The following is a 24,198-nucleotide window of genomic DNA, read 5'->3' on the forward strand; positions in this document are numbered from 1 at the left end:
TTATTCGGCTGTCACTGTTTCGCTTGCTTGTTGTATTCGGTTGATTGTACGGCCGGCACGTCGCAAAAAATGTCTTTGTGGTACGTGGCATCTTCGCTGCTGTACACGTAGGTTAATCTGTCGGTACGGTACGGCCTGTCGGTTATCCATTCGGGTGTTATAAAATGCAAGGTTTGCTTGCCATCGCGCACAACGCTTACTTCGACAGCGCCCGGTTTTGATGGAAACTTTGAAGATTGCAAACCCGCGCTTACAGGTTTTTCCTGCCCGTTTACTTTCAGTGTTGCCGGTGAGGGCAGTAAGGTGACCACATCTATTGAATCCTCAAATTTTTCAGGCACAGCACCGGGTTCAAATTGTACCACGGGAATGTTAAATGGGTCAGGCTTTACTTTATGCTGATACTTTTTAAAGAATGTTATCGCGATATCTTTAGGCACTGTACTTTTTTGCTTCCAAACATTCTTATAATGATTGAGCAGTACTGAAAACCCGTAATTATGATTTACCTCAGGTGCCAAATGATGCCCTTCGGGATAATCGTTCCAGGTAATAATATTGATGATGGGCACATCCCTGCTGATACCAAACTCCAGCAGTTTGCGGAAGTTGTACGACAAGCCGGTTACTACATACCGCCGCTCCACTTTTTTAATTCCATCGGCCACCGCTTCATCAACACGATGATACATATTCCAGGTGCCTTTTCTAAGTAATTTCGAAGTATAGAAATCCCCAAATACCGAACCCGTAAATGTCCGCCCGCGTGCCAGGCAAGCATCGGCTACCATAGAGCCAATGTAATCTTTGTTATAAGCCAGCGTCCATATCCATGTTGCGGGGAAATAATCGAGATAACTATTAAGTTTGCTTTTGCTAATCTGTTCGTTAATGGAAAACACACAGGCAAAACGCTCATTTACCTTATCGGCCAAACGTTTATAAGCACGGGCTATATAATAAGCATCAGGCAGTTCTTTTTTATCCTTCGGGATGTCAGCCAATCCTTCGCCGTTCCACATATAAACAATTAACCGGCCATCAGGCGTGCGTAACCAATGCGGGTTATCATGCCCAACTTCATCCATAATCCCATTTATGCGCTGTGCAAATTCTTCAATTTTATCAGCCTCAGTACGACCATCAGGATGCGATATGCAGAAAGTAAATTTGAAAGGAATATTCTTTTTATCAGCCACACGAAAATATGCCTTAATGATGTCGTCCCAGCTTTTCAGCCCCAGTATATAATAAAACTGGAACCCATCTATCCCCGACCGTAAGGCCGCGCGCATTTCAAATTCCACCGCTTCGTCAAGCGTAGCGTTGCTTAGCAGGCTATCAGCCATCACATTCACCTGAGTCAGTCCGCCCAATGGTGCCGAAATGTTGCCGGTTGGTTTATAATACTTAGGGTTAGCGCTATCCTCAAGTTCATGCCCCTTATAACGGATAATACCCGTCATATTATGGGCTATCACCAGCTTTTGGTTAGTTAACGGCAGGCTATACTCAGGCAGATTTTTTAATTCCAACTGCGCGCACGATACGATAGGCAAGCCCATGCACGTCGCTACAATGCAAAACGATTTTCTTACGCTAAAGCGATGTAAAAGCATACGTATAGCTGATGTATTAAACAGCGCAAAGCCTTTTGAAGGCCTTGCGCTGTATTAGTAAATTAATAATTAGGATTTTGCTGACCAGCAATGGCCGCGTTCGAGTTAAACTCACCCAATGGTATAGGCCATGAGTATGATTTGCTCTCGTTAAAAGTAAACGGCGCGCCACCGACGTTCAGGGCAGTGCCATAGTATGCCGCTTCTGAAGGGCCTATTCGCCAGCGGCAAACATCAAACCACCAATGGCCTTCGTTAAACAGTTCGGCCCAGCGTTCGTAGTAAAGCGGGTTGTTGCCCAGCACCGGGTCGTCAATCGCAACAGTATTGTCTGTTAATGAGGTATAATCAACAGGTGATGGCGCGTCTACAGGATAACCATACGCGCGGCGTTTTACTTTGTTCAGATATTCAACCGCGGTAGTGTTATCACCCGAGCCTTTTGCGGCTTCGGCATACAAGAGGTACACATCAGCCAGACGTAAAAAATAAATATTGTTCGGCTGCTCCGGATGAGCGTTCAGGTTCCATAAAATATTAGCACCCTTCCGGAAGCTAAAACCATATTGCTGCTGGCCAATCAAATACCTTGGCTTTGATACCGGCGCCCAGTTAGCGCCATCAAACCTAACCGAATCAAGCCAGGGCTGCAATGTGCTCACAAAAAGGCGAGGATCGGCTGTTTTGTTCGCACGTACAGCCAGCGCGGCAGCTTTGTAGGCGGGATCCATCACCTTTTCAGGGTTGCGGTAGCTTGCAGGTTTACTCGCATCGAAATCAGGATTGTCAACTATATTGTAATACCCCAGCGGATATCCAAACCGTTTCACATTCTGGTCGTGTATCGATTCGTTATCATAGCCCAGCGGAAAGCCGTCAGCTTCGGTACCGTTACCGCCTAACGACCATGGCGCCCACACAACGCCCGGCAAATTGGTTGCATTAGGTGTATTACCCCAGGGACCGTAGTTGCCTTTACTATCACCATCAATATTAAGTTCAAATAAAGATTCTTCATTAAATTCGCTGGCTTTGTTCCCTATAAATGAATCTTTGTATTTTTCATAAGACATCAACGTTTTACCGCTGTTCTGTATCACATCAAGTAACACGGTTTTGGCATTAGCCCAGTCTTCGGTAAATACATAAGCCTTACCAAGTAGGGCTTTAGCGGCCCATTCGGTAACACGGCCCTGGTCGTTACCTGTCCAGTTTACGCCATCCAGGAGCTCGGCAGCTTTTTGAAGATCGCCTTCTATTAAATCCCATGTTTCGCGGGTTGTTGAACGTCCTATCTGGGTGCTTTCTAAATCGGCAGGGAACTTTCCGTACAACGGTACACCTTTTTTATCACCATTAGCGCCACCTGCTTTTATATACGCTTCGCCGTAAAAACATTCTAACTGAAAGTAATAAAACGCCCGTAGAAAGTAGGCCTGTCCGCGTATGCGGTCAATCATAGCTTTATCGTTGTCGGTAGCGTAATTCTGCTCAAAAAAGTCGGCAGCATTTAGCACCACGTTACAGTTTTTTACACCGGTGTACAATGACGCCCATACGCGCGACACGTAGTTGTTGCTTATGCTCAGGTTGTTGTTGGTCATTTCGTTCCAGGCCTGGTCGCCGCCGTAAACGGCATTAGCAGTGTGGGTTGAATTGGCCAGAACCTTCGGCATAAGCTCAAATCCCCATAAGCCTACGCTGCGAAAGTTTGAATATGCAGGTACCAGTACACTTTGCAAATCGCTAATCGTTTTTGGATATCCGTTTGTTGGATAAACATCTGTAGGTGCCACCAGTTTGGGGTCTTTTCGGCAACCCGCGGCTAAAATCACTATCAGCACGGGTATATATATTTTAAATATTTTCATTTCTTGTGTAGATTAAAATTTAAAAGTTGAAATCAATACCGGCTGAATAAATGCGTGTTTGGGGATATTGCGAAACCGCGTCGATGCCCCGTGTCGTCGGGCCGGGGTAACCACCTGCCGAGAACGCACTGGCCAGTTCTGGATCAAGGCCGCTGTACTTGGTGAACGTTAGCAGGTTATTACCCATTACAAACACCCTTGCGCTCTTCACGCCAACCTTCCTGAAAAATTCACTGCCCGAAAAGGTGTAGCCTATCTGCAGGTTTTTCAATTTTAAATAGCTGCCGCTTTCAACGAAATAACTGTTAACGGTGGTGTAGTTTCCGTTGGGGTCCATAGTAAAACCACCACCTGCATTTGCTCGACCTATGCGTGGCTGATCAGTCAACCCGTTATCACCCAAGAATGACGCATTAAATATGTCGCTGGTACTGTTACCATCGGAAAAGCGCGATTGGCTATAGGCTTTTACACCGTTAAACAAATCAACACCGGCAATGCCATTGAATAGCAATGCCGCGTCAAAACCTTTGTAATTAAGGCGGATATTGATACCGTAAACCATTTTAGGATTAGGGTTACCTATCACCTGCCTGTCGGCATCATTTATGATTTTGTTGCCGTCAAGGTCTTCAAAATGAAGGTCACCGGCTTTGGCAACGTTGCCGTTAACTGTTTGGTTGGCAGCTTCGGCATCCGTTTGAAAAATCCCCAAAGCCTTGTAGCCGTAAAACGAACCGAATGGCAAGCCAGCTTTACTTATGGTGATGGTTTGATTAGGCATCATGTTAAAGCCGATATCACCATTACTGTAATAGTTATAACCGTCATACAACGCGCCGGTGGCACTGCCACTCAGGCTAAGCACTTTGTTGCGGTTGAAGCCCGCGGTTACGCTTACGTCAAAGCCCAGTTTACCGGCATTGCCCCGATAACCTATCAATACATCAATACCCTTACTGCTTACCGAGCCTACGTTTGTAAGGTATGGTTCAGTGATGCCGGAACTTAGCGACAATGGCAGCGCATACAGCATGTCAACTGTTTTCTTATTATACCACTCAATGGTGAAATACAGTTTGTCATTGAACAAGTTAGCATCAATACCGATATTTGTTTCCTTTACAGTTTCCCAGTGCAGGTTTGGATTAGGTATAGCACTATAAGTAATACCTAATAATAGGTCGGTTTCAGGAAAAAAGTTTTGCCCATTTACAGAACCATTGCCGCTAATATCAGCAAATGAACGGTAGCTGGCCAGATATCGGTAAACGCCAATATTGCTATTTCCCAGTTCGCCGTAGCTGCCGCGAAGTTTCAGGTTGCTTACAAAGGGCGCGGCTTCCTTAAAGAAAGGCTCTTCGGAAATTGTCCAGCCTGCAGACGCCGCCGGGAACACACCTTTCTGTTTGTTCGGTCCGAACACAGTAAAGTTAGCATCCTGCCTTAATGAACCTGACAGGTAATATTTGCTATTAAAGTTGTAGTTTACCCGGCCGAAATATGATTTTATCAGCGCGTTATTGTCAGTTGCACCGTTTACCGAAAAACCCGTGGAGGAAGTTTGCACGAACGAGTAACCCGGCAAACCGATATTACTTTCGGTAACGTTGATGTTGTTGTATTTTCCTGTTATTTGTTCGTAACCTGCTGTAGCGCTGATGTTGTGTTTGCCAAAAGTTTGGTTGTAATTAAGCACATAGTTGCTTAATACCTGCGAACTGGCTATCGACTGTTTGTTCAGCGAGTTGTTGGGATTGGCTACCGCGCCAAAGTTGAATACATCCTGAAAATAGTCTTGCGTTTCGTGGTAGTAGTTGTAACCAAATGTAGTGCGGAAACTCAGGTGCAGCGGTAAGGCAACTTCAGCATAAACGTTACCCTGAAAATTGTTTTTGAAGTTTTCAACATCGGCAGAGTTTACCGCACCGAAGGGGTTAGGACCGGCAAATGAAAGGCCTGAATATCCAGTAGGTGTGGTACCATAACCCCCATTACTGTTATACAATGGAATAATTGGAATAGACCGGAACGGCGCATTATGCAACTGTGCTTCTACCCCTATCGGCGGTGAGGTGCGGCGTTGCGATACTGCCACCTGCTCCCCAATTTTTATGTACTTGCCCAACTTGAAATCGGTGTTTACACGTCCGCCGTAGATATCAGAAAAATTGCGGATGTACACACCCTGCTGCTTGTTGTAAAAGCCCGAAACAAGATAATTAACCACCGGTGTTGAACCATTTACCGATAGGTTATAGTTGTTCTCGTAAGCATCGCGGTACAGCACGTCTGTCCAATCAGTGTTTGCAAGCGTATCAAGTTGATCGGCACCCTGAAATATTGTGGGGTTAATGATGTTTTGCAGCCTGATAAATTCATCTTTATCTAAAAGTTTAATTGTTTTTGGGGTTGATTTACCATAACGTGCGTTAAAATTGATAACCGGTTGTGTTAAGCCAATACCTTTTTTTGTAGTGATCAGGATAACGCCGCCAGCTGCTGCCGAACCGTAAATGGCTGCCGAACTGGCATCTTTCAGTACCTCAATTGATTCAATATCCTGCACATTAATGTTATTACCATCGGCCGCACGTACTCCATCCACAATGTACAAGGGAGCAGGCTGATTTAGTGATGATAAACCGCGGATAATAATGGCCGGACGTGCATCGGGCGCACCTGAACTTTTAATGATGTCCACCCCGGCAACACGGCCCTGCAAAGCTTCAGTAGGATTGGTTATGGGTTGATTTTTGAACACGTCACCCTTTACAGAGGCTACTGAACCGGTAAGGTCGCGGCGGCGTTGTGTGCCGTAACCAACCACCACTACTTCGTTAAGTGTTTGCACTGCATCCTGTAGTTTTATATTAATAGTGGTTTGGTTGCCCACCTGAAGTTCTTGCGTCAGGTAGCCAACCATTGAAAAGGTAAGTATTTCCTGGCTTGCAGCACTGATTGAATAAGCGCCGTTTATATCGGTATTAGTACCGCGTTGGGTACCTTTCACGGCAACCGTAACGCCGGGAAGGGGTAATCCCTGGTCGTCGGTAATAACGCCGTTTATAGTTGCCTGCCCAAATGCGAAGTCGCAAAGCAGCAGCAATAATTGGCACAGCAACAATTGTTTAAGTAGCAGTTTTTTATTCATAATGTTTAAGTTTTGGCTTGGTTTGTTTATTGATAATTGGTGTTTGGGTAAGAAAGATGCTAGCCGGATAGCAGATGACCGGAGTTTAAATAGATGGCATACCAATAGCATGCATCGAAACATCCGGCCAATAAAAAACATTTATTAAGCGTTTTCATGGATCAAGAAATTAGGTACAATTGGGTTCATAAGTGACGAGGCATGGACAGCCGCGAATCACAAATCAAAGAGACAACTAAAAACTACCTGCATCAAGCACAGAAAAAATAATATAAACGGGAAAGTGTAAATATAAAATACAAGGCACTGATTAACAGAATCTTAAAATTTATATGTATAATAAAAATATAAACGGGGTATAAGCACTAAACCGGCTTAAGAAGGAGTTTAGTAGTTGCTTGAAGACGAACAAATGCCTTGTTATAGAAAGCAAAACAGCAACACTTAAAGGTATTGCTGCATGCAGAAGAATTATAGATTAAAAAAACTAGTCAACGTATCCGGGACATTAACTTGATCTATTATACCATGTCTAACGGAATGTATTCGTTCTCTATAGCCCCATCATCATAAAGCTTTAACAGAGCATAGCCGGGAGGTGTTTCCTGGTAATAATATTTCCCAGCCGATTCTTTATCCCCTGTTCCCCACCAGTAGCCGCTTATGGCTCCGTTACATAAATAGGTTACGCCATTATACGTAACACTATCGCGCAGGTGCTGGTGTCCGCTCAGCCACATACGTACTTTATCTTTATGCTGATAAAATAGCGCTTTCAGCTCTTTATAATCGCCATGCCCGCCACCACTCCATATACAAGTAGACGAAAGCATTGGGTAGTGCGACATCAGTATTACAGGTGTATTGGTCTTTAATTTAGTCAGTTCGGCTTTAAGCCATTCCATTTGTTCGGTGTCAAGCTTTATACCTTCGTTATTGCCGTCGAGCACAATAAAGTGCCAGCCTTTTTTGCTGAATGAATAGTACCGGTTCGGTATCTTCAAGCGTTTTACCACGTAGGGTTTGCCATACATTTCATCGTTTTGTGATGGCGCTTTCCACCATGGGTCGTGATTGCCTATACAGCTGTATACTTCAAGTGGCGCATGTTTGATAAATTCGTCCCAGATAGTCCATTGTGCAGTAACCATATCACGGGTAACATTGTCATATGATGCATCAAATATCGAGTCGCCACCGTTAAGGATAAAGTCGATATCTTTATTTTCCATCACCTTTTTAAGATATCTTGTTGCACGTGCAGGCGCGTCCTCCTTGTCGTGAATATGCACATCGGTAATATGCGCTACAGTTAAAACCGGCTTTTTGATTTTTATCGGAGGTATGGCAGATGCAGGTAACACTGCCATGGTAGCAGCCGCCACAGAGCCTGTAAGAAAATTTCTTCGTTTCATTTAATAGGCAGCTAAATCAGGGTAAAATTTGCTTCAATTTGTCGGTGTACAAGCCGTACACTGCTATAAGCCCCCAAATAATATTGATAATTGCTGATGGATACGAACGGTCGTATAAAGCGCTTAAGCCTACAAAAAAGCCACCAAGTATATTACAAACATGAAAAGCAACCGAGGTAGCTTTCCATGTTTTTATAATCAACAGCAGATACGACACAAAAAACAATAGTGCACCAATCCAGCCTATAATATCAGATAATATCTTTTCAGCTATCGGGTGCATTTATTGTTTAATGTTACTTACCACCCAACGGTTGGCTGTATTGTACTTACCTTCTAATACAATCTTATAAATGTTTGATGCGGGTTGTTTGCCCAAATCTATATCAAATTTTCCGTCTTTAACTGGTGCTTCGCCAACAAGTGTGTACTTATCATACTCACCTGTTTTGTTATAATTGTTAGTGCTTGCAAGCCATACTTTTACCTTACCGTCATTATTAACCGGTTTCCAGGTTACAGCAAGTTTGTTAGCTGTTTTAACAGCCTCCGGTTGAACAAGCGATACGTTACCCGTAAGCGGAAAGCCGTCTAACTCACGTTGTTCATCGGTAGTAAGTTTTACCTCTAAAAAGCGTGCAATGGTTGGCAAAATGTCAACCACACTGCTTTGGCCTGATGAGGCATAAGTGTTGGGTTTAGCATTTGTAACTATCCATGAAGCCCTTTCACGGTCTGATTGCCCGCCATGACCCTTACCGTTTTTAGGGCTGCGGCCGTGATCGGTAGTGATAACGATCAGCCAGTCTTCGTTATACTTTTCTTTTCTAACTTTTATGGCTTCCCATATCTGGCCTACCCTTTTATCCGCAGCCTGTACAGCATCATAAAATTGGGGACTGTCACCATACATGTGACCCATATCATCAGTAAACTCAAGGTACACCCATGAAAGATCCGGAGCATTGGTTGAGATCTGCTTTGCAGCTTCATCTGTCACAGCCTGATCTATACGTGCCATAAAAGTACGCTCTTTATCGTGTTTGAAATTAACCGTATCATTTTCCAAACCGTCAAAATGGTAATCTATCTTGATATTTTTAGTTTGCGGCAGGCCATCGCCTACCAGTTTGGTACGGTTATCTTCCCAGCTTGAAAATACCGCTGTTTTTTTATTGGGATACTGATTTTTAAACAAACGGAAAATAGTTGGATAATGATAATTTGGCGCGGCTATCTCGTTATCGGGCACGTTATGTTTGTTATACCAAACGCCGGTTAACACGTTGTTGTATCCCGGTGCCGAAATTGTTGGCGTTTCGTTATACTTTTTCACTTCACCACCCTGGTAAGCACTTAAAAGCGCGCCCTCTTTTGCTATAGCATGCAAGTTTGGTGTTGGCAGTTTCTCAATAACGTCTTTTGAAACACCATCAATAATTATAAATACTGCTTTCTTTTGTTGCGCCATAGCAAAACCTGTTACACATACCAGCGTGGCAACAGATATAATTTGTTTCAATTTCATGTTTATATGTTTTAAGGTGAATGCTTTAGTTACCAGCCGAATATTTGTTTAAGGTTGGGGTTAAGTTGTACCTGGTTTTGCGGTATAGGGCGATAGTAGTACTTTGGTTCCTGGAAGGTGCCGTTGTCAGCTATGGTTTGTACAGTACCTGATGTACCATTTTTCAGGAATACACCTGCATCCTGACCAAAACTGCCGGCACGGTAGTACCTGTACTCTACTCCCAATTCGTTTTTCTCTTTTACCGCAGGTATTGATTCGCTGTTAGGCAGCAGGATAATATCGCCTACGCCGTCACCTGTAAGATCATGCTTACCTAAGCCTGAGAAATATATACCTTCCTGCTCTTTTTCAAGCAGCTTACCGGCATTCCAGCGCATCAAGTCGTCGAAACGGTAACCTTCAAGTGCCAGTTCTATCCTTCTTTCTCGGCGTATTTCAAGTAAAACTGACTTTTGTGATGAGCTTGCCATAGGATATTTTGCATTTTGTACTGGGTCAAGCGGCGGGTTAACCGTCATGTGTACCATACCTACCCTGTCGCGCAACAGGTTAACGCTTATGTCCAGATCGCTCTGGGTTAGTTCGCCCAGTTCGGCTTTGGCCTCGGCAAACGCCAACAGTATTTCGGCATAACGCAATACCGGTACGTCCAAATTTTGCTGTACGGCATCGCTTGGGTCGTTTACAAAACCTTTTATTTGGTGATAACCGCTGAAGTTTTTGGCCAGTTGCTGCACATATAAACCTCCGCCTTGTGAATAAGTACCTACGTTAAGTAATACAAAACCCGGGTAGGCATAGGTTTGACTAAGGCGAGGATCACGGTTTTCAAACTCTTTTACAAATGAGAAGGTATTGTAGTTAGACTGACTGGTATAATAAGAACCATCTTCCATCAGGTAATCCTGCAGTAGGTCTTTGGTTGGAAACACCTCGTAGTTACCAAATACTGTTTCGCTCCAACCGCTGTTACGTAATCCGTTTTGGCTAAAGGTTGTTAACATCGCCTCTTTATTTCCTGAAAGATCCTCCTGATTAAACAAATTCAGATAATCAACATCAGGGTTACCTGTATTGTACACGGCATATTTGCCACCATCAATAATCTCTTTTGAGACATCGCGTGCCAGTTGCAAAAAGGTATTGGCGGTGCCTGCAAGATTTAATTCTGAATGATATTTACGATATGTGCCTTCATACAAGGCAAATTTTGCCTGGTATGCTTTAACTATCCAGCGGTTTATGCTTCCGTCATTAAGGGTTCCGCTAACGCCTGTCAGGTTCACATGCTCAGCGGCAAAGGCCAGGTCTTCCATTATCTTGTCAACCACAAAGGCGCGCGGATCGCGGGGCTTCATTAGTAGTTCGGTATCGTCAACGTTCATGGTTTTATCATACCATGGCACATCTGAGTATCTTTTTACTTTACCAATGTAAAACATCGCCCTAAAAAAACGTGCTACACCTTCATAGTGATTTAATACGTCTTCAGATACTGGTGCTTTTCTGAAATTTTCAAGAAAATAGTTGGCCCGGCGCAGTTGTCCCCAGTCCCAACCCGAAAGAATTGTAGAGGCGCTGGGATTGCCGATCATTATATTTTTTATTTCGGTTGCGCCTGTTGTGCCGGCATTATCGGTTGAACGGTCATCGTTATAAATACCCCAACCCGGAAAGTTATACAGACCATTAGTATAAAGCTGCAGGTCTTTTTCGTTATTGAAAAAGAAACCGTCGCCTATAGCAGTTTGTGACTGCCGGTCTAAAAAATCTTTTTTACAGGCTGATAAACTTAATGCCGCAATGGCTATACCTGCGATATATTTATTGATATGTTTCATGATTTGATGCTTAATTAGAAGTTTACATTTAAGCCTAATGAGTATCTGCGCTGCCATGGGTAAGCATAACCGTTACCGCTGGTATTGGTATCAGCCGCCGGATTAATACCTGTGTTAACATTTATCGATTCAGGATCGTAGTACTTTTTAAGTGCCGACCACTCGTAGATGTTCTCGCCGCTGGCGTACACCCTAACACTTGCTATATGCCATTTTTTGGTTAACGTGGCAGGTAGCGTATAGCCGATGGTTAAGTTTTTGAACCTCAGGTACGCAGCATTAAGCATATAACCGGTTTGCGGAATGGCTAAACCCTTGGCGTTACCTGTTGTAGTACCCAGGTTTTTATCGGCAAGCCATGCTTGAAGAATTGGGTATTTTGCATCAAGGTTTTGGTTAGCTAAACCTGCATTGATATACGCCTGGGAATGCTTGCCCATATCGACGTCGCTATCATTGTTTGGCCTGTAAAAGTCGAGCAGATGGGCATAACCACCTGCATAAGGCTGCTGGTAAAAACCCCAGTACAAGTAGTCGATAGGATAATAATCACGTTTGGCTACGCCCTGGAAGAACGCACGTACGTCAAAACCTTTCCAGCTGGCGTTTAAATCAAGACCAAAGCGGAAACGTGGTGATGAGTTGCCAATAACAGATAAATCTTTCGGATCATTTGCAGTAAGGCCCGTTTCAATTTTATGATTACCGTCAAGATCGACATATTTAGGCCAGCCGTTAACAATTGAAAGCGCGTCCCATGGTATGATAGAGCTTTCGTCCAGAGCGTCAATTTCAGCCTGTGACTGGAACAGCCCGTTACTTTGTAAGCCCCATATCTCGCCAAGTTCCATGTCTTTACGATAATTAGTAAGGCTTTCGCTTGGATTATCAAAACGTGTAATAAACGAGCGGCTATCTGACAATACAAACCTTGCACTAAAAGAGATAGGGTCTGTATTGGTTCTGAAGCTTGTTTGGTAGGCTGCTGATAGTTCCCAACCGCGGGTTCTCAAGTCGGCCGCGTTTTCTACAGGCTCGTCAGCACCCAATACGGCAGGCATTTCTTTACCCGGAACAAGCATGCCTTTTGTATTACGCTGATAAACATCGAAAGTAAAGTTTAGCTTGTTGTTAAATAAGCCTATATCAGTACCAAAGTTTAAAGTAGTAACTTTTTCCCAGGTATAGTTCGGGCTAACCAGTGATGGTGGGGAGATTACTACAGGCAACTGGCCCCCAATTAAATATTGAGAGTTCCCCCTTGGCAGCGAAGCTATGTATCCGTAATCGCTAACTAATTGATTGCCCAAAGCGCCATATGAAGCACGCAATTTAAAGTTACTAAGGGTTGAGCGCAGGTTCTCCATAAACGATTCCTGATCAACACGCCATGCCGCTGATGCTGAAGGGAAGAAACCAAAACGTTTTTCTTTAGGGAAACGTGAGGTACCATCGTACCTGCCATCAAGCTCTAATATGTATCTATCGTCATAAATATAATTTAACCTGTAAAATAAGCCTTGCAATGCCCAGTCGCTTATTGATTGATGAGGCGTTGCCAAACCGGTTGCCAGTTCAGGCGTAGGGTATGATGCTGATATGAGGTCATTTACAACAAGGTCATTTATCTCTGTTTTTGAATACTCCTGATTAAAACCGCCTATAGCTGTAAAATCATGTTTACCCCATTTTTGGTTATAAGTAGCATAAAGATTTAATACGGTATAATCAGTAAAACCGGTGTATTTACGTACGTAGCTGCTGCCTTCGGTACGTACATCGTTAGGACCAAAACCTATTTTTATTGGCAGCCCGTATTCATCATAGTTTTCAGCACCTTTTCGGTACGTGAAATCGGCATTTACACGCAACACATTTTTTATTAATGATGCTTCAGCGTTGAATTGGGTTTGCAGGCTGAAATATTTATCAGATGCATCTCCCCCTGTTGTCAAACGCGCGCCGGTACGCCCTACTTCAGTGTTCGCCCAGGTACCGTCGGGATTTTTGTCAAAGTCTGTAGGGAACAGGTTGTATATACCCGCAATTGAATATTGTGAAGGATTTTCGCGCTTGGTTTGTGTAAGGTAAGTGTTGTTACCTAACGATAACCATGGCGCTATTTGATAATTTACCTTGCTGCGAAAGCTGTAACGGTCAAAATAATCGTCGGCAATTTTTAATATACCGTTCTGACGGTTATAATTTCCGGAAAGGTAATATTGCGTTTTGCCTGAATTACCGCTCACTGAAAGCGCGTGATCCTGAGAATATGTTTGATCGCTCAGAAAATAACGTGTCCAGTCCTGGTTACCCATATACTCCCAAAGCTTGTTGTCAGTAGGGTTTACCCTAACACCGGGTATTGAAGGGTTGTCAGAACGTTCTTTAGCATACTGATAATACTGATCGCTGTAGTTTACGTTATCCCATGGGGTGTTATCAGTTGATAGTTCAAGTAACCGCGAATAAATGTATGGGTCGGTTATTTTATCAGGCAACACGGTTGGCTTGTTTAACGAGGCATTGTATGTATAATTTACGCTTACACCTTCTTTACTACCGGTTTTAGTTTTAATAAGTATAACACCGAATGCGGCACGCGCACCATAAATAGCCGCTGCCGAAGCATCTTTAATTACCGAAATAGTTTCAATATCCTGTGGAGCCAAACGGTTAAGCTCAACCATGTCCGATGGTACAGCGTCAATAAGGATAAGCGGGTCGCCGCCATTTATTGATGTAATACCCCTGATGTTTACACTTGCCGCGGCACCGGGCGCACCCGAACCAAAATCAATATTCAGGTTGGGAATAAGGCCTTGTAAACCTTGTGCCACGTTTGATATTGGCCTGCTTGCAAGGGTTTTCGCGTTTACCTGGTCAACCGCGCCCGAAAGGTTAACCTTCTTTTGCGTACCGTAACCCACTACCACTACCTCGTTCAGTTGTGCGGCATCGCTTTTCAGGATAACATCCACAGCCTGACGGTTGCCTGCTGTAACCTCCTGTTTTATATAACCAACGTAAGTAAAAACCAGCACTGCGCCAGGCCCTGAAACAGTTAAACTATAGTGGCCGTCAACGTCAGTTTGCGTTCCGTTGGTTTTTCCTTGCTCCTGTACGCTTACACCTATCAGTGTCTCGCCCAGGTCGTCTTTAACTGTACCGGTAATCTTTTGGGTTTGTGCGAAAAGACTCGTTGAATACAGTAACAGACATGATAATAGGGATACGTAAAATGTTTTCATGTATGTTCTTTTGTTTAGTGCAAAAGAACCCAGGGCATATTAACGCTACATGAAATCTTCATTAAATAAACTGAACATTCAGTAAATTTATTTTTACATACTATTTTTGTTCAATATTTATACTTTTAGCCAAACCTTATTATGGGAAGAAAAAGTTTAAAAGAAGATCAGCAAAAAAAGATAATTGAGGCTTTTTACGAAGTAGCCAAGCGCGAGGGCATTGAAAACACTTCCTTCGGCAAGGTTGCAAAAGAACTTGATATGCATCCCAGCCTTGTGGTACATTACTTTGCAACCAAAGAAGAGATGCTGTTGGGTTTAATTGACCATATCATTGTAAGCTATCAAAACATATATCAGGCAGAAGAAGGCCACTCAGACCCGCTGGATACGCTTGTTGATGTAATGCACAATATATTTTCACGCAAGTGGAACAACTATATAGATGACAGCATATTTTACAATTGCTTTGCGCTGATATTTCGAAACCAGGCCATAAAACAGCAGTTCCGGGAGTTGCATGTGCTCTTGCGTAAATGGCTTGAAAACCTTATTCAATCCTGTGTGGACCGTGGTTTGCTTGATCATCCCGATCCGGCAATGGCGGCCGATTTAATCTTTGTGATTTCTGACGGAGCATATTATTTTATGAGTATGATAGATGATCCGGGAAAATATGATTTGCATATGGCTCGTTATAAGCAGGAAGCATTTAAGCTTTTAAGACTTGAACGGTTTTTATAATTATAAAATACATGCTAAATTAAGGCCGCATTGTTAAATTATTTTATTTTGCGGTATAGCTATCCTGAAGATGGTTCCTTTTCCCGGTTCAGAACTGATGTGCATTTCTCCCTTTAAGCTATCAACCAGATGCTTTACTAACGATAATCCGAAACCGTAGCCTTGCTCGCCGCTTGTACCATTGGTTGAGGTTCCCTGTCCGTTAAGTATACTGGTTACCCTGTCATCTGTCATGCCTATGCCTGTATCGCTAACGGTAAAATTGAGTTCATTGATAATCCCTCCTATATGTAAACTAATATCTACAGTTACTTTACCGTTGGGGGGCGTAAATTTCATTGAGTTTGAGATCAGATTACCTATAATTTGCAAAAGCTTGTTTTTAGAAAATGGTATAACTTCGGTTTCACTGTTTGTAGTAACCTTAAAATCAATATTTTTATTAAGTGCTTGTGGCAGATATAGTTTTTCTAACCTGTCTTTAAGCACTAATTGGTTAAGTTCGTTTAAACCAGGTTTAACCGACACGGCACTTTTCATATCAGCGCTAAGTATTTCATCAGCCAGTTCTAAAATTGAATTTCCGCTTTTATAAATAAGGTTGATAAACTCCAGCACTTCTTCCATATTGTTTTCATCGCCCTGCTCGCTGATCACCCTTGCCAAACCAATGATGCCGCCAATAGGACCGCGAATATCATGTGCTACCCTTTTTTTACTTTCAATAGCCTCAGTTGCATTTTGTTTAAGTTGCTGTATTATCTTATAAGCCTGCAGCCGGTTTACTATTTCACCTGCAATAATTTTCAGCATCTCAATTTTTTCAGGAGTAAGCGGCTTGCTTTGCGTATCAAAAACGCAAAGTGTACCTATAGCATTACCCGAAGGCGTTTTTAGTGGCACACCGAAATAATAGCGTAATCGGGGGTCGCCTGCTACATATGATTTGTCTTTGAATCTTTCATCGGCTGACAGGTCTGTCACTTCAAACTTTTCATCCTCGGTAATTGTGTACTGGCAAACTGCTTCTTCACGAGGTAATTGTTCAACAGGCAATCCGTGGTTTGATATCGTCCATGAAGTAAAGCTGTCTATTAAATTTACAAGTGAAATATGTGTGCCGGCTACTTTTGCAGCAAGGGCAGTAAGATCTTTAAATTGATCTTGAAGTGAACTATAATCAAGGTCAAATTCCGACAGTTCAATAATCCGCTGCATTTCATTGCGAGCAATAGGTTGTTGTGTCATATAATATCAGATGTATATATAATTATATTACACCTACCTCACCAAAATGGTTTGATTTGCCTTTCCCTTTGGTTGCGTTAAGGCAGCCAAAGGGAAATTGATAAGAAATTAAAAGTGTAATTAAATAGGATAATTTATTAAAAATTTTTATCTAATAAAGGCTTTCTATAAACAGAAATCATTGCAAATTAGAGCCAATCAAACGCTCCTTTATACTTCAATACAATCACCGCAAGCGGCGGCAAAGTTAAAACAAGCGAATGATTCTTACCGTGAATAGGTATGGGGTATGTTTCCAAATTACCACTGTTTAAAACATCGCTTCCTCCATATTTCAAGTTATCTGAATTAAGTATTTCTGCATAACTACCCATTAAAGAAATGCCCACACGATAGTTTTCTCTTACTACTGGCGTAAAATTAGCAACAAAGATCAGGTTGTCCTGCTCGTTGTTTCCTTTACGTATCCATGATATTACGCTGTTTATATTATCGCTCACATCTATCCATTCAAATCCTTCGGACGAGTAATTATTTTGATAAAGCGCATGCTGTTCTTTATACAATCTATTTAATTCCTGTACCCATGTTTGGATGCCTTTATGCTCATAATTTTCTCTTTCGTGCCAGTCTAAACTATAATCATGCTGCCACTCGTGCCTTTGTGCAAATTCGCCACCCATAAATATCAGCTTTGCACCGGGATGACCATACATGTAGCCGTAAAGCAAACGCAGGTTGGCAGACTGCTGCCAGCTGTCGCCGGGCATTTTATTGATCAGTGAATGCTTGCCGTAAACCACTTCATCATGCGAAAGTGGCAGCACAAACTTCTCGGCAAATGCATATACCAGGCTGAATGTTAACTGGTTTTGATGATAACTGCGATAAAGCGGCTCTTTTTTAAAATAATCGAGCGTATCATGCATCCAACCCATCATCCATTTCATATCAAAACCTAAGCCGCCTGAACTGGTTGGCTGTGTAACGCCCGGCCATGCGGTTGACTCCTCGGCAATGGTAAGCACATCCGGATAGTGATGATGTACCGCATCGTTAAACTCTTTTAAAAAGCTGATCACTTCCAGGTTTTCACGTCCACCGTACTCATTTGGAATCCACCCACCCTCTTTGCGCGAATAGTCAAGGTACAGCATTGAGGCTACCGCATCAACACGCAGCCCGTCTATATGATATTTATCCAACCAATATAAAGCATTTGATATCAGGAAAGCACGTACTTCATTTCTACAAAAATTAAATATCAGGCTCTTCCAGTCGGGATGGAAACCTTTTCTCGGATCGGGATATTCATACAAATGCGTTCCGTCAAAATAACCTAACCCGTGTTCATCTGTAGGAAAATGAGATGGAACCCAATCCAGTATTACACCTATTCCGGCCTGATGCAGCTGATCTATCAGGTACATAAAATCCTCTGCCGTACCGTAACGGCTTGACGGTGCAAAGTACCCGGTGATCTGGTAACCCCACGAGCCATAGAACGGATGCTCCATCACCGGCATAAATTCGACATGGGTAAAATTCATTTCACTGCAATAGGCAGTTAGTTCAACGGCCATTTCCCGGTAGGTCATAAATCTTGGTTCATCCTCAACAACCCGTTTCCAGGAGCCTAAATGCACTTCATAGATCGATAACGGCTTTTGCATAGGGTTTGACGACCGTCGAGCGTCTATCCATGCGTTATCATTCCATGTATAATTGATATTAGTAGTTATACTGCCTGTTAGCGGTGGCGTTTCCCAGCGGAAACCGTAGGGGTCACCCTTTTCAACCTGATAACCGTTATTCGATTCAATAAAGTATTTATAGCACTCACCCGCCACGACATCCGGTAAGAAAACTTCCCAAATGCCTGAACCATCCCAACGTACATGCATGGCATTGCTGTATCTGTCCCAGCCGTTGAAGTTGCCAATTACCGACACGTATTTTGCGTTAGGCGCCCAAACAGAAAAGTAGGTGCCTGTTTTGCCAAGATGTTCAGCCTGATGAGCGCCTAACTTATTATATAATTGGTAGTGTTTACCGGCCTTGAACAGGTCGATGTCAAAATCGGTAAACAATGAAAACCAGGGTTGTACTTCCTGTATCTGTGCAGTATTTTCAATTGTATTTGCTTCCATGTGTGTGTTATTCAACTTTTTCAAGTCTGTTTTTCATTACAATTGATTTAATGCCTCTTAAGGGTACCATCACCCAGCCCGGACGGTTATTCAACTCGTAGTTTAGCTCATATACTGCTTTTTGTAATAAGAATGTTTGCAGCAATATCTCAAGGTCTTCTTTTTGTTTTGGAACGAAGGAAGAACCGTTCACAGTTTCCAAATAAGAACGCATAAAGAAGCCTGCCATGTAATGATACCATTGCTCGATATGCGGTATCAGTTTATTAACATCTTCTTCCCTTATCTGGTTATCAAGCAGTAAGCTACCATAAGCAGCGTAATGGAACGAGCGTATCATACCTGCGACATCGCGTAAAGGTGAATATTTCAGTCGCCTTTCGCTATAGCTCCGGGCCGGTTCGCCCTCAAAATCAAGGATAAGGAAATCTTTACCGGTGTATAATGTTTGCCCTAAATGATAATCGCCATGCACACGTATTTTGGTTACGTCGATTTTATGATCGTATATCTGTTTCATCATGCTGAGTATCTCGTCTTTCATACTCAACACCTCTTCAGCTTCATGCCTAACGTTATCAGGCAGCTTTTTAAGATTCCTGTTTAGGCTTTGGAATGCAACACGCACCAGAGACTGCAATGATGAGAACAGCGAACGCTGATAGTGCAAAGAATAATCCTCGGGTTTAAACGCCGGATCATCCTGCTCTGACGCCAGTGCGAGGTGCATTTCGCCTGTACGCTCGCCCAGTAACCTTACCAATTCGGCAACCGTAGCCTCAAACTTTTCTTTCAAAGCTTCCGGTAGTTCCTCGTAAGCTGCAGGCTCGGTAAGATTGCCAACCAGTTGGCCCGAAGGCTCAACAGTATCAGGCGACGACAACAGGTTTTCGTTATAATCATTCAACCTGTCGAGCATATATTCCCAGCCATCGCTGTTGCTTTTTACCATTTCCTGCATCATACCCAGCACCATGGTTCCTTTGTCAAACTTCCATTCGATGGCGCCAACAAATCCGGGAATATTTTTGAAACCGGCTTCCTGACTTAAATATCTGGTAAGCTCCATATCTGGATTGATAGCACGGTCAACCTTACGGTATATTTTCAAATAATACTTACCATCGTAGGTAATTGAAGTGTTGCTTTGTTCTGCAGATAGAACACGTGGCTTGGTATCGGCATTTTCACGTACGTGCGCTTTCAGTTCCCTGCTGCCCGAAAATTCAAGCTCACCATTTACCTGCGGGATGCTGTGGCGATTACCCATGTTATTCAGAATAGCCCGCTGAAGATCAATACCATAAATGGCATCATACAAAATGCCTTCTTCCCCGTTGATAGCTAAATTGCATATCACTGATTGCGGGCAATTGTCGCCAAGTTTATACGCAAACTGACCCTTAGCAAAGGCTACAGTCAATTGGTACAGATCAGGTAAACCATCGCGGTAAGTTACTTCCATTAGCAAGATGTAAGCACTGTTTTCACTAAAAGGGATATTGGCACTATCCACAATGCGTACAGTTTCCATACCGCGGCCTTTACCACCAAACCAGCGCAGACGCATCATGTAATTTGGCAATACTTCATTCTCAAGCACTTCCAGCACCTCTCGGTTAAGCAGGTCTTTCCAACGCTCTACATTTATAACCTGCAGGCGCTGGTCGTTCTCCATTTCAGGGTGAACTTTTTCCAACACAAAGGCCTGGCTACCATAGGCTCCTAAGGTTATAAAGTAAGGTGCATCTTCTTTAATTGCCGGGAAGCGGTTACGGCTTAATATTTCTACAGGTACATAACCTTTATAGTCGCCTAACTCTAATTCCACTGCCTGCGAAAAGCGTGACAAGTTATTTATCACCAGCATAATCTGGTCTTCGTAAGTACGCGTAAAAGCCAACACTTTTGAGTTCTCGCTTTGTACAAACTTCATGTCGCCGCGGCTAAACGCTTTGTATTTCTTGCGGGTGCTGATAGCCCTTTTCATCCACCATAATAATGATGATGTATTGCGCGATTGCAACTCAACATTTACCGACTCATAATGAAACTGCGGGTCCAATATCAATGGCAGATACAAGCGCTGTGGGTTAGCGTTAGAGAAACCTGCATTCCTGTCGGGTCCCCACTGCATAGGGGTGCGTACACCATCGCGGTCGCCCAGGTAAAAGTTATCGCCCATACCGATCTCGTCACCATAATAAATTACAGGTGTACCGGGCAATGAGAACAGCAGCGTATTAAGTAGTTCTATCTTTTTGCGATTGTTCTCCAACAACGGCGCCAACCTGTGCCTGATGCCGAGATTAATGCGTGCCTTAGGATCTTTTACATATACTTTGTACATGTAATCGCGTTCTTCGTCGGTCACCATTTCAAGTGTTAATTCATCATGGTTACGCAGGAAGATAGCCCATTGGCAGGTATTCGGTATGTCAGGCGTTTGGTCGAAGATGTCTGTGATAGGGTATTTGTCTTCCATTTGCAATGCCATAAACATACGCGGCATTACCGGAAAGTGATAGTTCATCTGGCACTCGTCGCCGTTACCAAAGTACGCGGCCGAATCTTCAGGCCACATGTTGGCTTCGGCAAGCAGTAAGGTTCCAGGATAACGCTCATCTATATATTTTCTAAGTTTTTTAAGAAAATCATGCGTTTCAGGTAGATTTTCGCAGTTGGTGCCGTCGCGTTCAAAAAGGTACGGAACAGCGTCGAGCCTAAAACCGTCTACCCCCATTTTACACCAGTAATCCAGTATCTTAAATACTTCCTGTTGTACCAGCGGACTATCATAGTTCAAATCAGGCTGATGATGAAAAAAGCGGTGCCAGTAGTATTGCTGCGCTACCGGATCCCATGTCCAGTTTGAGGCTTCAAAATCCTGGAATATAATTCGCGCATCTTTAAACTGTTTCGGGTCGTCAGTCCACACATAATAGTTTCGTTTATCAGATCCCTTAGGCGCCTTACGTGCGCGCTGAAACCATGGATGCTGATCGGAAGTGTGGTTGATAACCAACTCGGTAATTACTTTAAGGCCGCGCTTATGCGCTTCTTTCAAAAACTGCCTGAACTGCTTAATGTCACCATATGAAGGGTTTATCGTATAGTAATCGGCAATATCATAGCCGTCATCACGCAAAGGCGACGGGTAAAACGGCAGCAGCCAGATAGCGGTTATTCCAAGGTCCTGCAGGTAATCCAGCTTTTCCATCAAACCCTGAAAATCGCCTATGCCATCGCAGTTTCCATCGCGAAAGGCTTTAATGTGAAGCTCGTATATAATAGCGTCTTTATACCAATGTAGTTTATCGTCAATTTGGTTTATATCGGTCATGGTTATAGCTTTTCTATTTTAAAAATGTGTGCAGGCATTTGGTAAGGATTTAACTCAACATAGTTGTAATCACCAAGCCAGCGGTACTTGCCACCGCCTAACAAATCGGTTACCCGGTAAGGCTCATTGCTGTCTATATTTAATTTCTCTATAGGAACCCTTACATGAGCGCCTTGTGTGTTAAATACATCAAGATTTACAACAATTATCAAGTTGTTGCTGGTGTCAGCATCTGTTTTTATGTATGCAATTATCTGCTCGTTACTTGTATCAAGGAAGTCAATATTCCAGGTTGACTGCAAGGCCGGATTTTCTTTCCTTATTCGGTTAACGCGTGTTATAATATCACCAATGCGCGTGTATTGGTTCCAGTCCCACTGTTTTATTTCATACTTTTCGTTATCAACATATTCTTCTTTAACGCCATGCGGTTTATTGATGCCAAACTCATAAACCGGTCCGTAAAAGCCATAATTTGATGATAAAGTGGCCGCCAGAATAACACGGGTGATGTGGGCGTTATCACCACCTTTGGTGAGTGCGGGGGGCAATATGTCCGGTGTGTTCGGCCAAAAGTTCGGCCTGAAATAATAGCGCATTTCGGTTTTGGTAAGCTCCGTCATGTACTGCTCAATCTCATATTTGGTATTACGCCAGGTAAAATAGCTGTACGATTGATTGAAGCCTGCCTTAGCCAACCGTTCCATTACCCGCGGACGGGTAAAGGCTTCAGCTAAAAAGATGATATCCGGATTTTGCTTTCTTACCTCACCTATCATCCATTGCCAGAATGCAAAGGCCTTGGTATGCGGATTATCAATCCTGAAAACACGGATACCCGCCGCAATCCAATAATCAATAACGCTTTTCAACTCCTGCCACAGATTTTCCCAATCGTCGGTCTCAAAGTTAAATGGCAAAATATCCTCATATTTTTTAGGTGGATTTTCGGCATACTGTACCGTACCATCAGGACGCCACTTAAACCATTGCGGATGTTCTTTTACATACGGATGGTCGGGCGCGCATTGGTAAGCAATGTCCATGGCTATCTCTATGCCGAATTGATCAGCTTCTTTTATAAGTGCCTTAAAATCATCAAGCGTACCCAATTGCGGGTGAATAGCTTTATGGCCGCCAAGCCTGTTACCAATTGCCCATGGCGAACCCGGGTCGTCAGCAGTTGCTGTAAGCGAGTTGTTTTTGCCCTTGCGGTTTACTTCGCCAATTGGATGTATAGGCGGCAGATACAGCACATCAAAACCCATTTTAAATACCCGGGGTAATAGCTTCACAACATCTTTAAATGTACCATGTGTTTCAGGTAGTGAGGATGCCGAACGGGGAAACAATTCGTACCAGGTGCTAAAGCCCGCTTTTTTCCGCTCCACTTCAATACGGTAAGTAACAGGATACTGTGTTACAAATTCAGGCAGGCGATGCCTGTACATTATAGCGGCTATCTCGTTGCTGTATGCCAGGAAAACGCTTTGCTCAGGATCGCTAAGTTCCACCAATTGGTCGGCCCATGCTTTTAACCATGACGCATCTTTTTTATTTTTAGCTGCCGCCTCCTTTAACAATTCTGCGCCAATCTGTAGCTCTATGCTAATGTCCTGCCCGGCTTCATACTTTTTTTTCAGGCCCTTTTTCCAGGTTGTATAATGGTCAATCCAGGCAGTTACTTTGAATTCGTAAAAGCCTTGCCTGTCGGCTTTGAATGACGTTTGCCAATAGTCGTTAATCACAAAGTGCATCGGTAATTCGGTCCACAGCTTATCAGCTGTATGCCTGATGTAAGCGCTTGCCGCAATCTCATCGTGCGCGTCACCAAAAACATCTGCCGATATGGCGATGGTTTCGTTAATAACTGTCTTTGCTGGAAACCTGCCCTCCTCTACCCGTGGAGTAACATTTGTAATAATAACTCTTTTTTTGCCGCCGGTATAAAGCATAAGCATTTGTTTAATATACAAATCAAACAACTTACTTTACTTGACATTTGTTTAATTAAAAGAAAAATAGCGAATT

General features: G+C 43.2%; 13 protein-coding genes. 1 reads left to right on the forward strand and 12 read right to left on the reverse strand.

The annotated features are described in order from the left end of the window. Positions 1-11: 11 nt before the first annotated feature. From EOD41_RS11805 to EOD41_RS11840, 8 genes are all read right to left on the reverse strand, one after another. On the reverse strand, positions 12-1,619 hold the full coding sequence (locus tag EOD41_RS11805) for an endo-1,3-alpha-glucanase family glycosylhydrolase (RefSeq protein WP_127705074.1): 1,608 nt from the start codon (positions 1,617-1,619) through the stop codon (positions 12-14). Between the two features lie 62 nt (positions 1,620-1,681). Beyond that, entirely contained in the window at positions 1,682-3,490 is a 1,809-nt protein-coding gene (locus tag EOD41_RS11810) for a RagB/SusD family nutrient uptake outer membrane protein (RefSeq protein WP_127705077.1), read from the reverse strand. Positions 3,491-3,509: 19 nt separating this feature from the next. Further along, positions 3,510-6,644, reverse strand: a complete 3,135-nt coding sequence (locus EOD41_RS11815) for a SusC/RagA family TonB-linked outer membrane protein (protein WP_127705080.1) — start codon at positions 6,642-6,644, stop codon at positions 3,510-3,512. 521 nt (positions 6,645-7,165) lie between these two features. Beyond that, positions 7,166-8,059 carry a metallophosphoesterase gene (locus EOD41_RS11820; protein WP_127705082.1) on the reverse strand — a complete coding sequence of 298 codons (894 nt, stop codon included), beginning with the start codon at positions 8,057-8,059 and terminating at the stop codon, positions 7,166-7,168. A 16-nt stretch (positions 8,060-8,075) separates the two neighbouring features. After that, a complete protein-coding gene (locus tag EOD41_RS11825) occupies positions 8,076-8,342 on the reverse strand; it encodes a CBU_0592 family membrane protein (RefSeq protein ID WP_127705084.1) in 267 nt (88 codons plus the stop codon). Continuing rightward, positions 8,343-9,587: an alkaline phosphatase family protein gene (locus tag EOD41_RS11830; RefSeq protein WP_127705086.1), complete on the reverse strand. Its 1,245-nt coding sequence runs from the start codon at positions 9,585-9,587 to the stop codon at positions 8,343-8,345. A gap of 29 nt (positions 9,588-9,616) precedes the next feature. Continuing rightward, a complete protein-coding gene (locus EOD41_RS11835; protein WP_127705088.1) occupies positions 9,617-11,431 on the reverse strand; it encodes a RagB/SusD family nutrient uptake outer membrane protein in 1,815 nt (604 codons plus the stop codon). A gap of 14 nt (positions 11,432-11,445) precedes the next feature. Continuing rightward, positions 11,446-14,682, reverse strand: coding sequence for a SusC/RagA family TonB-linked outer membrane protein (locus EOD41_RS11840; RefSeq protein ID WP_127705090.1), 3,237 nt, complete (start codon positions 14,680-14,682; stop codon positions 11,446-11,448). 141 nt (positions 14,683-14,823) lie between these two features. Here EOD41_RS11840 and EOD41_RS11845 point away from each other — a divergent pair, with 141 nt between their 5' ends. Next, positions 14,824-15,426 (forward strand): TetR family transcriptional regulator, encoded by a 603-nt coding sequence (locus EOD41_RS11845; RefSeq protein WP_127705092.1) that lies wholly within the window; start codon positions 14,824-14,826, stop codon positions 15,424-15,426. Positions 15,427-15,459: 33 nt separating this feature from the next. Here the strand turns inward: EOD41_RS11845 and EOD41_RS11850 are convergent, their stop codons facing one another. The 4 genes from EOD41_RS11850 to EOD41_RS11865 all read right to left on the reverse strand — a co-directional run bounded on the left by EOD41_RS11850 (position 15,460) and on the right by EOD41_RS11865 (position 24,128). Next, positions 15,460-16,674: a GAF domain-containing sensor histidine kinase gene (locus EOD41_RS11850; protein WP_127705094.1), complete on the reverse strand. Its 1,215-nt coding sequence runs from the start codon at positions 16,672-16,674 to the stop codon at positions 15,460-15,462. A 188-nt stretch (positions 16,675-16,862) separates the two neighbouring features. Then, positions 16,863-18,824 (reverse strand): 1,4-alpha-glucan branching protein GlgB, encoded by a 1,962-nt coding sequence (gene glgB, locus EOD41_RS11855; protein ID WP_127705096.1) that lies wholly within the window; start codon positions 18,822-18,824, stop codon positions 16,863-16,865. A gap of 7 nt (positions 18,825-18,831) precedes the next feature. Beyond that, entirely contained in the window at positions 18,832-22,167 is a 3,336-nt protein-coding gene (treS, locus tag EOD41_RS11860; RefSeq protein WP_127705099.1) for a maltose alpha-D-glucosyltransferase, read from the reverse strand. Positions 22,168-22,169: 2 nt separating this feature from the next. Beyond that, complete coding sequence (locus EOD41_RS11865) at positions 22,170-24,128, reverse strand: alpha-1,4-glucan--maltose-1-phosphate maltosyltransferase (RefSeq protein ID WP_240663366.1); 1,959 nt, start codon at positions 24,126-24,128, stop codon at positions 22,170-22,172. Between the last annotated feature and the right edge of the window lie 70 nt (positions 24,129-24,198).

The sequence above is a fragment of the Mucilaginibacter limnophilus genome, from assembly GCF_004005815.1.
GTDB lineage: Bacteria > Bacteroidota > Bacteroidia > Sphingobacteriales > Sphingobacteriaceae > Mucilaginibacter > Mucilaginibacter limnophilus.

Excerpts from the sequence above, each read along its gene's own strand:
- treS (WP_127705099.1), bottom strand. The coding sequence starts at position 22,167 with ATGACCGATATAAACCAAATTGACGATAAACTACATTGGTATAAAGAC.
- EOD41_RS11810 (WP_127705077.1), bottom strand. The coding sequence starts at position 3,490 with ATGAAAATATTTAAAATATATATACCCGTGCTGATAGTGATTTTAGCC.
- EOD41_RS11820 (WP_127705082.1), bottom strand. The coding sequence starts at position 8,059 with ATGAAACGAAGAAATTTTCTTACAGGCTCTGTGGCGGCTGCTACCATG.
- EOD41_RS11850 (WP_127705094.1), bottom strand. The coding sequence starts at position 16,674 with ATGACACAACAACCTATTGCTCGCAATGAAATGCAGCGGATTATTGAA.
- EOD41_RS11815 (WP_127705080.1), bottom strand. The coding sequence starts at position 6,644 with ATGAATAAAAAACTGCTACTTAAACAATTGTTGCTGTGCCAATTATTG.
- glgB (WP_127705096.1), bottom strand. The coding sequence starts at position 18,824 with ATGGAAGCAAATACAATTGAAAATACTGCACAGATACAGGAAGTACAA.
- EOD41_RS11830 (WP_127705086.1), bottom strand. The coding sequence starts at position 9,587 with ATGAAATTGAAACAAATTATATCTGTTGCCACGCTGGTATGTGTAACA.
- EOD41_RS11835 (WP_127705088.1), bottom strand. The coding sequence starts at position 11,431 with ATGAAACATATCAATAAATATATCGCAGGTATAGCCATTGCGGCATTA.
- EOD41_RS11805 (WP_127705074.1), bottom strand. The coding sequence starts at position 1,619 with ATGCTTTTACATCGCTTTAGCGTAAGAAAATCGTTTTGCATTGTAGCG.
- EOD41_RS11845 (WP_127705092.1), top strand. The coding sequence starts at position 14,824 with ATGGGAAGAAAAAGTTTAAAAGAAGATCAGCAAAAAAAGATAATTGAG.
- EOD41_RS11825 (WP_127705084.1), bottom strand. The coding sequence starts at position 8,342 with ATGCACCCGATAGCTGAAAAGATATTATCTGATATTATAGGCTGGATT.
- EOD41_RS11865 (WP_240663366.1), bottom strand. The coding sequence starts at position 24,128 with ATGCTTATGCTTTATACCGGCGGCAAAAAAAGAGTTATTATTACAAAT.
- EOD41_RS11840 (WP_127705090.1), bottom strand. The coding sequence starts at position 14,682 with ATGAAAACATTTTACGTATCCCTATTATCATGTCTGTTACTGTATTCA.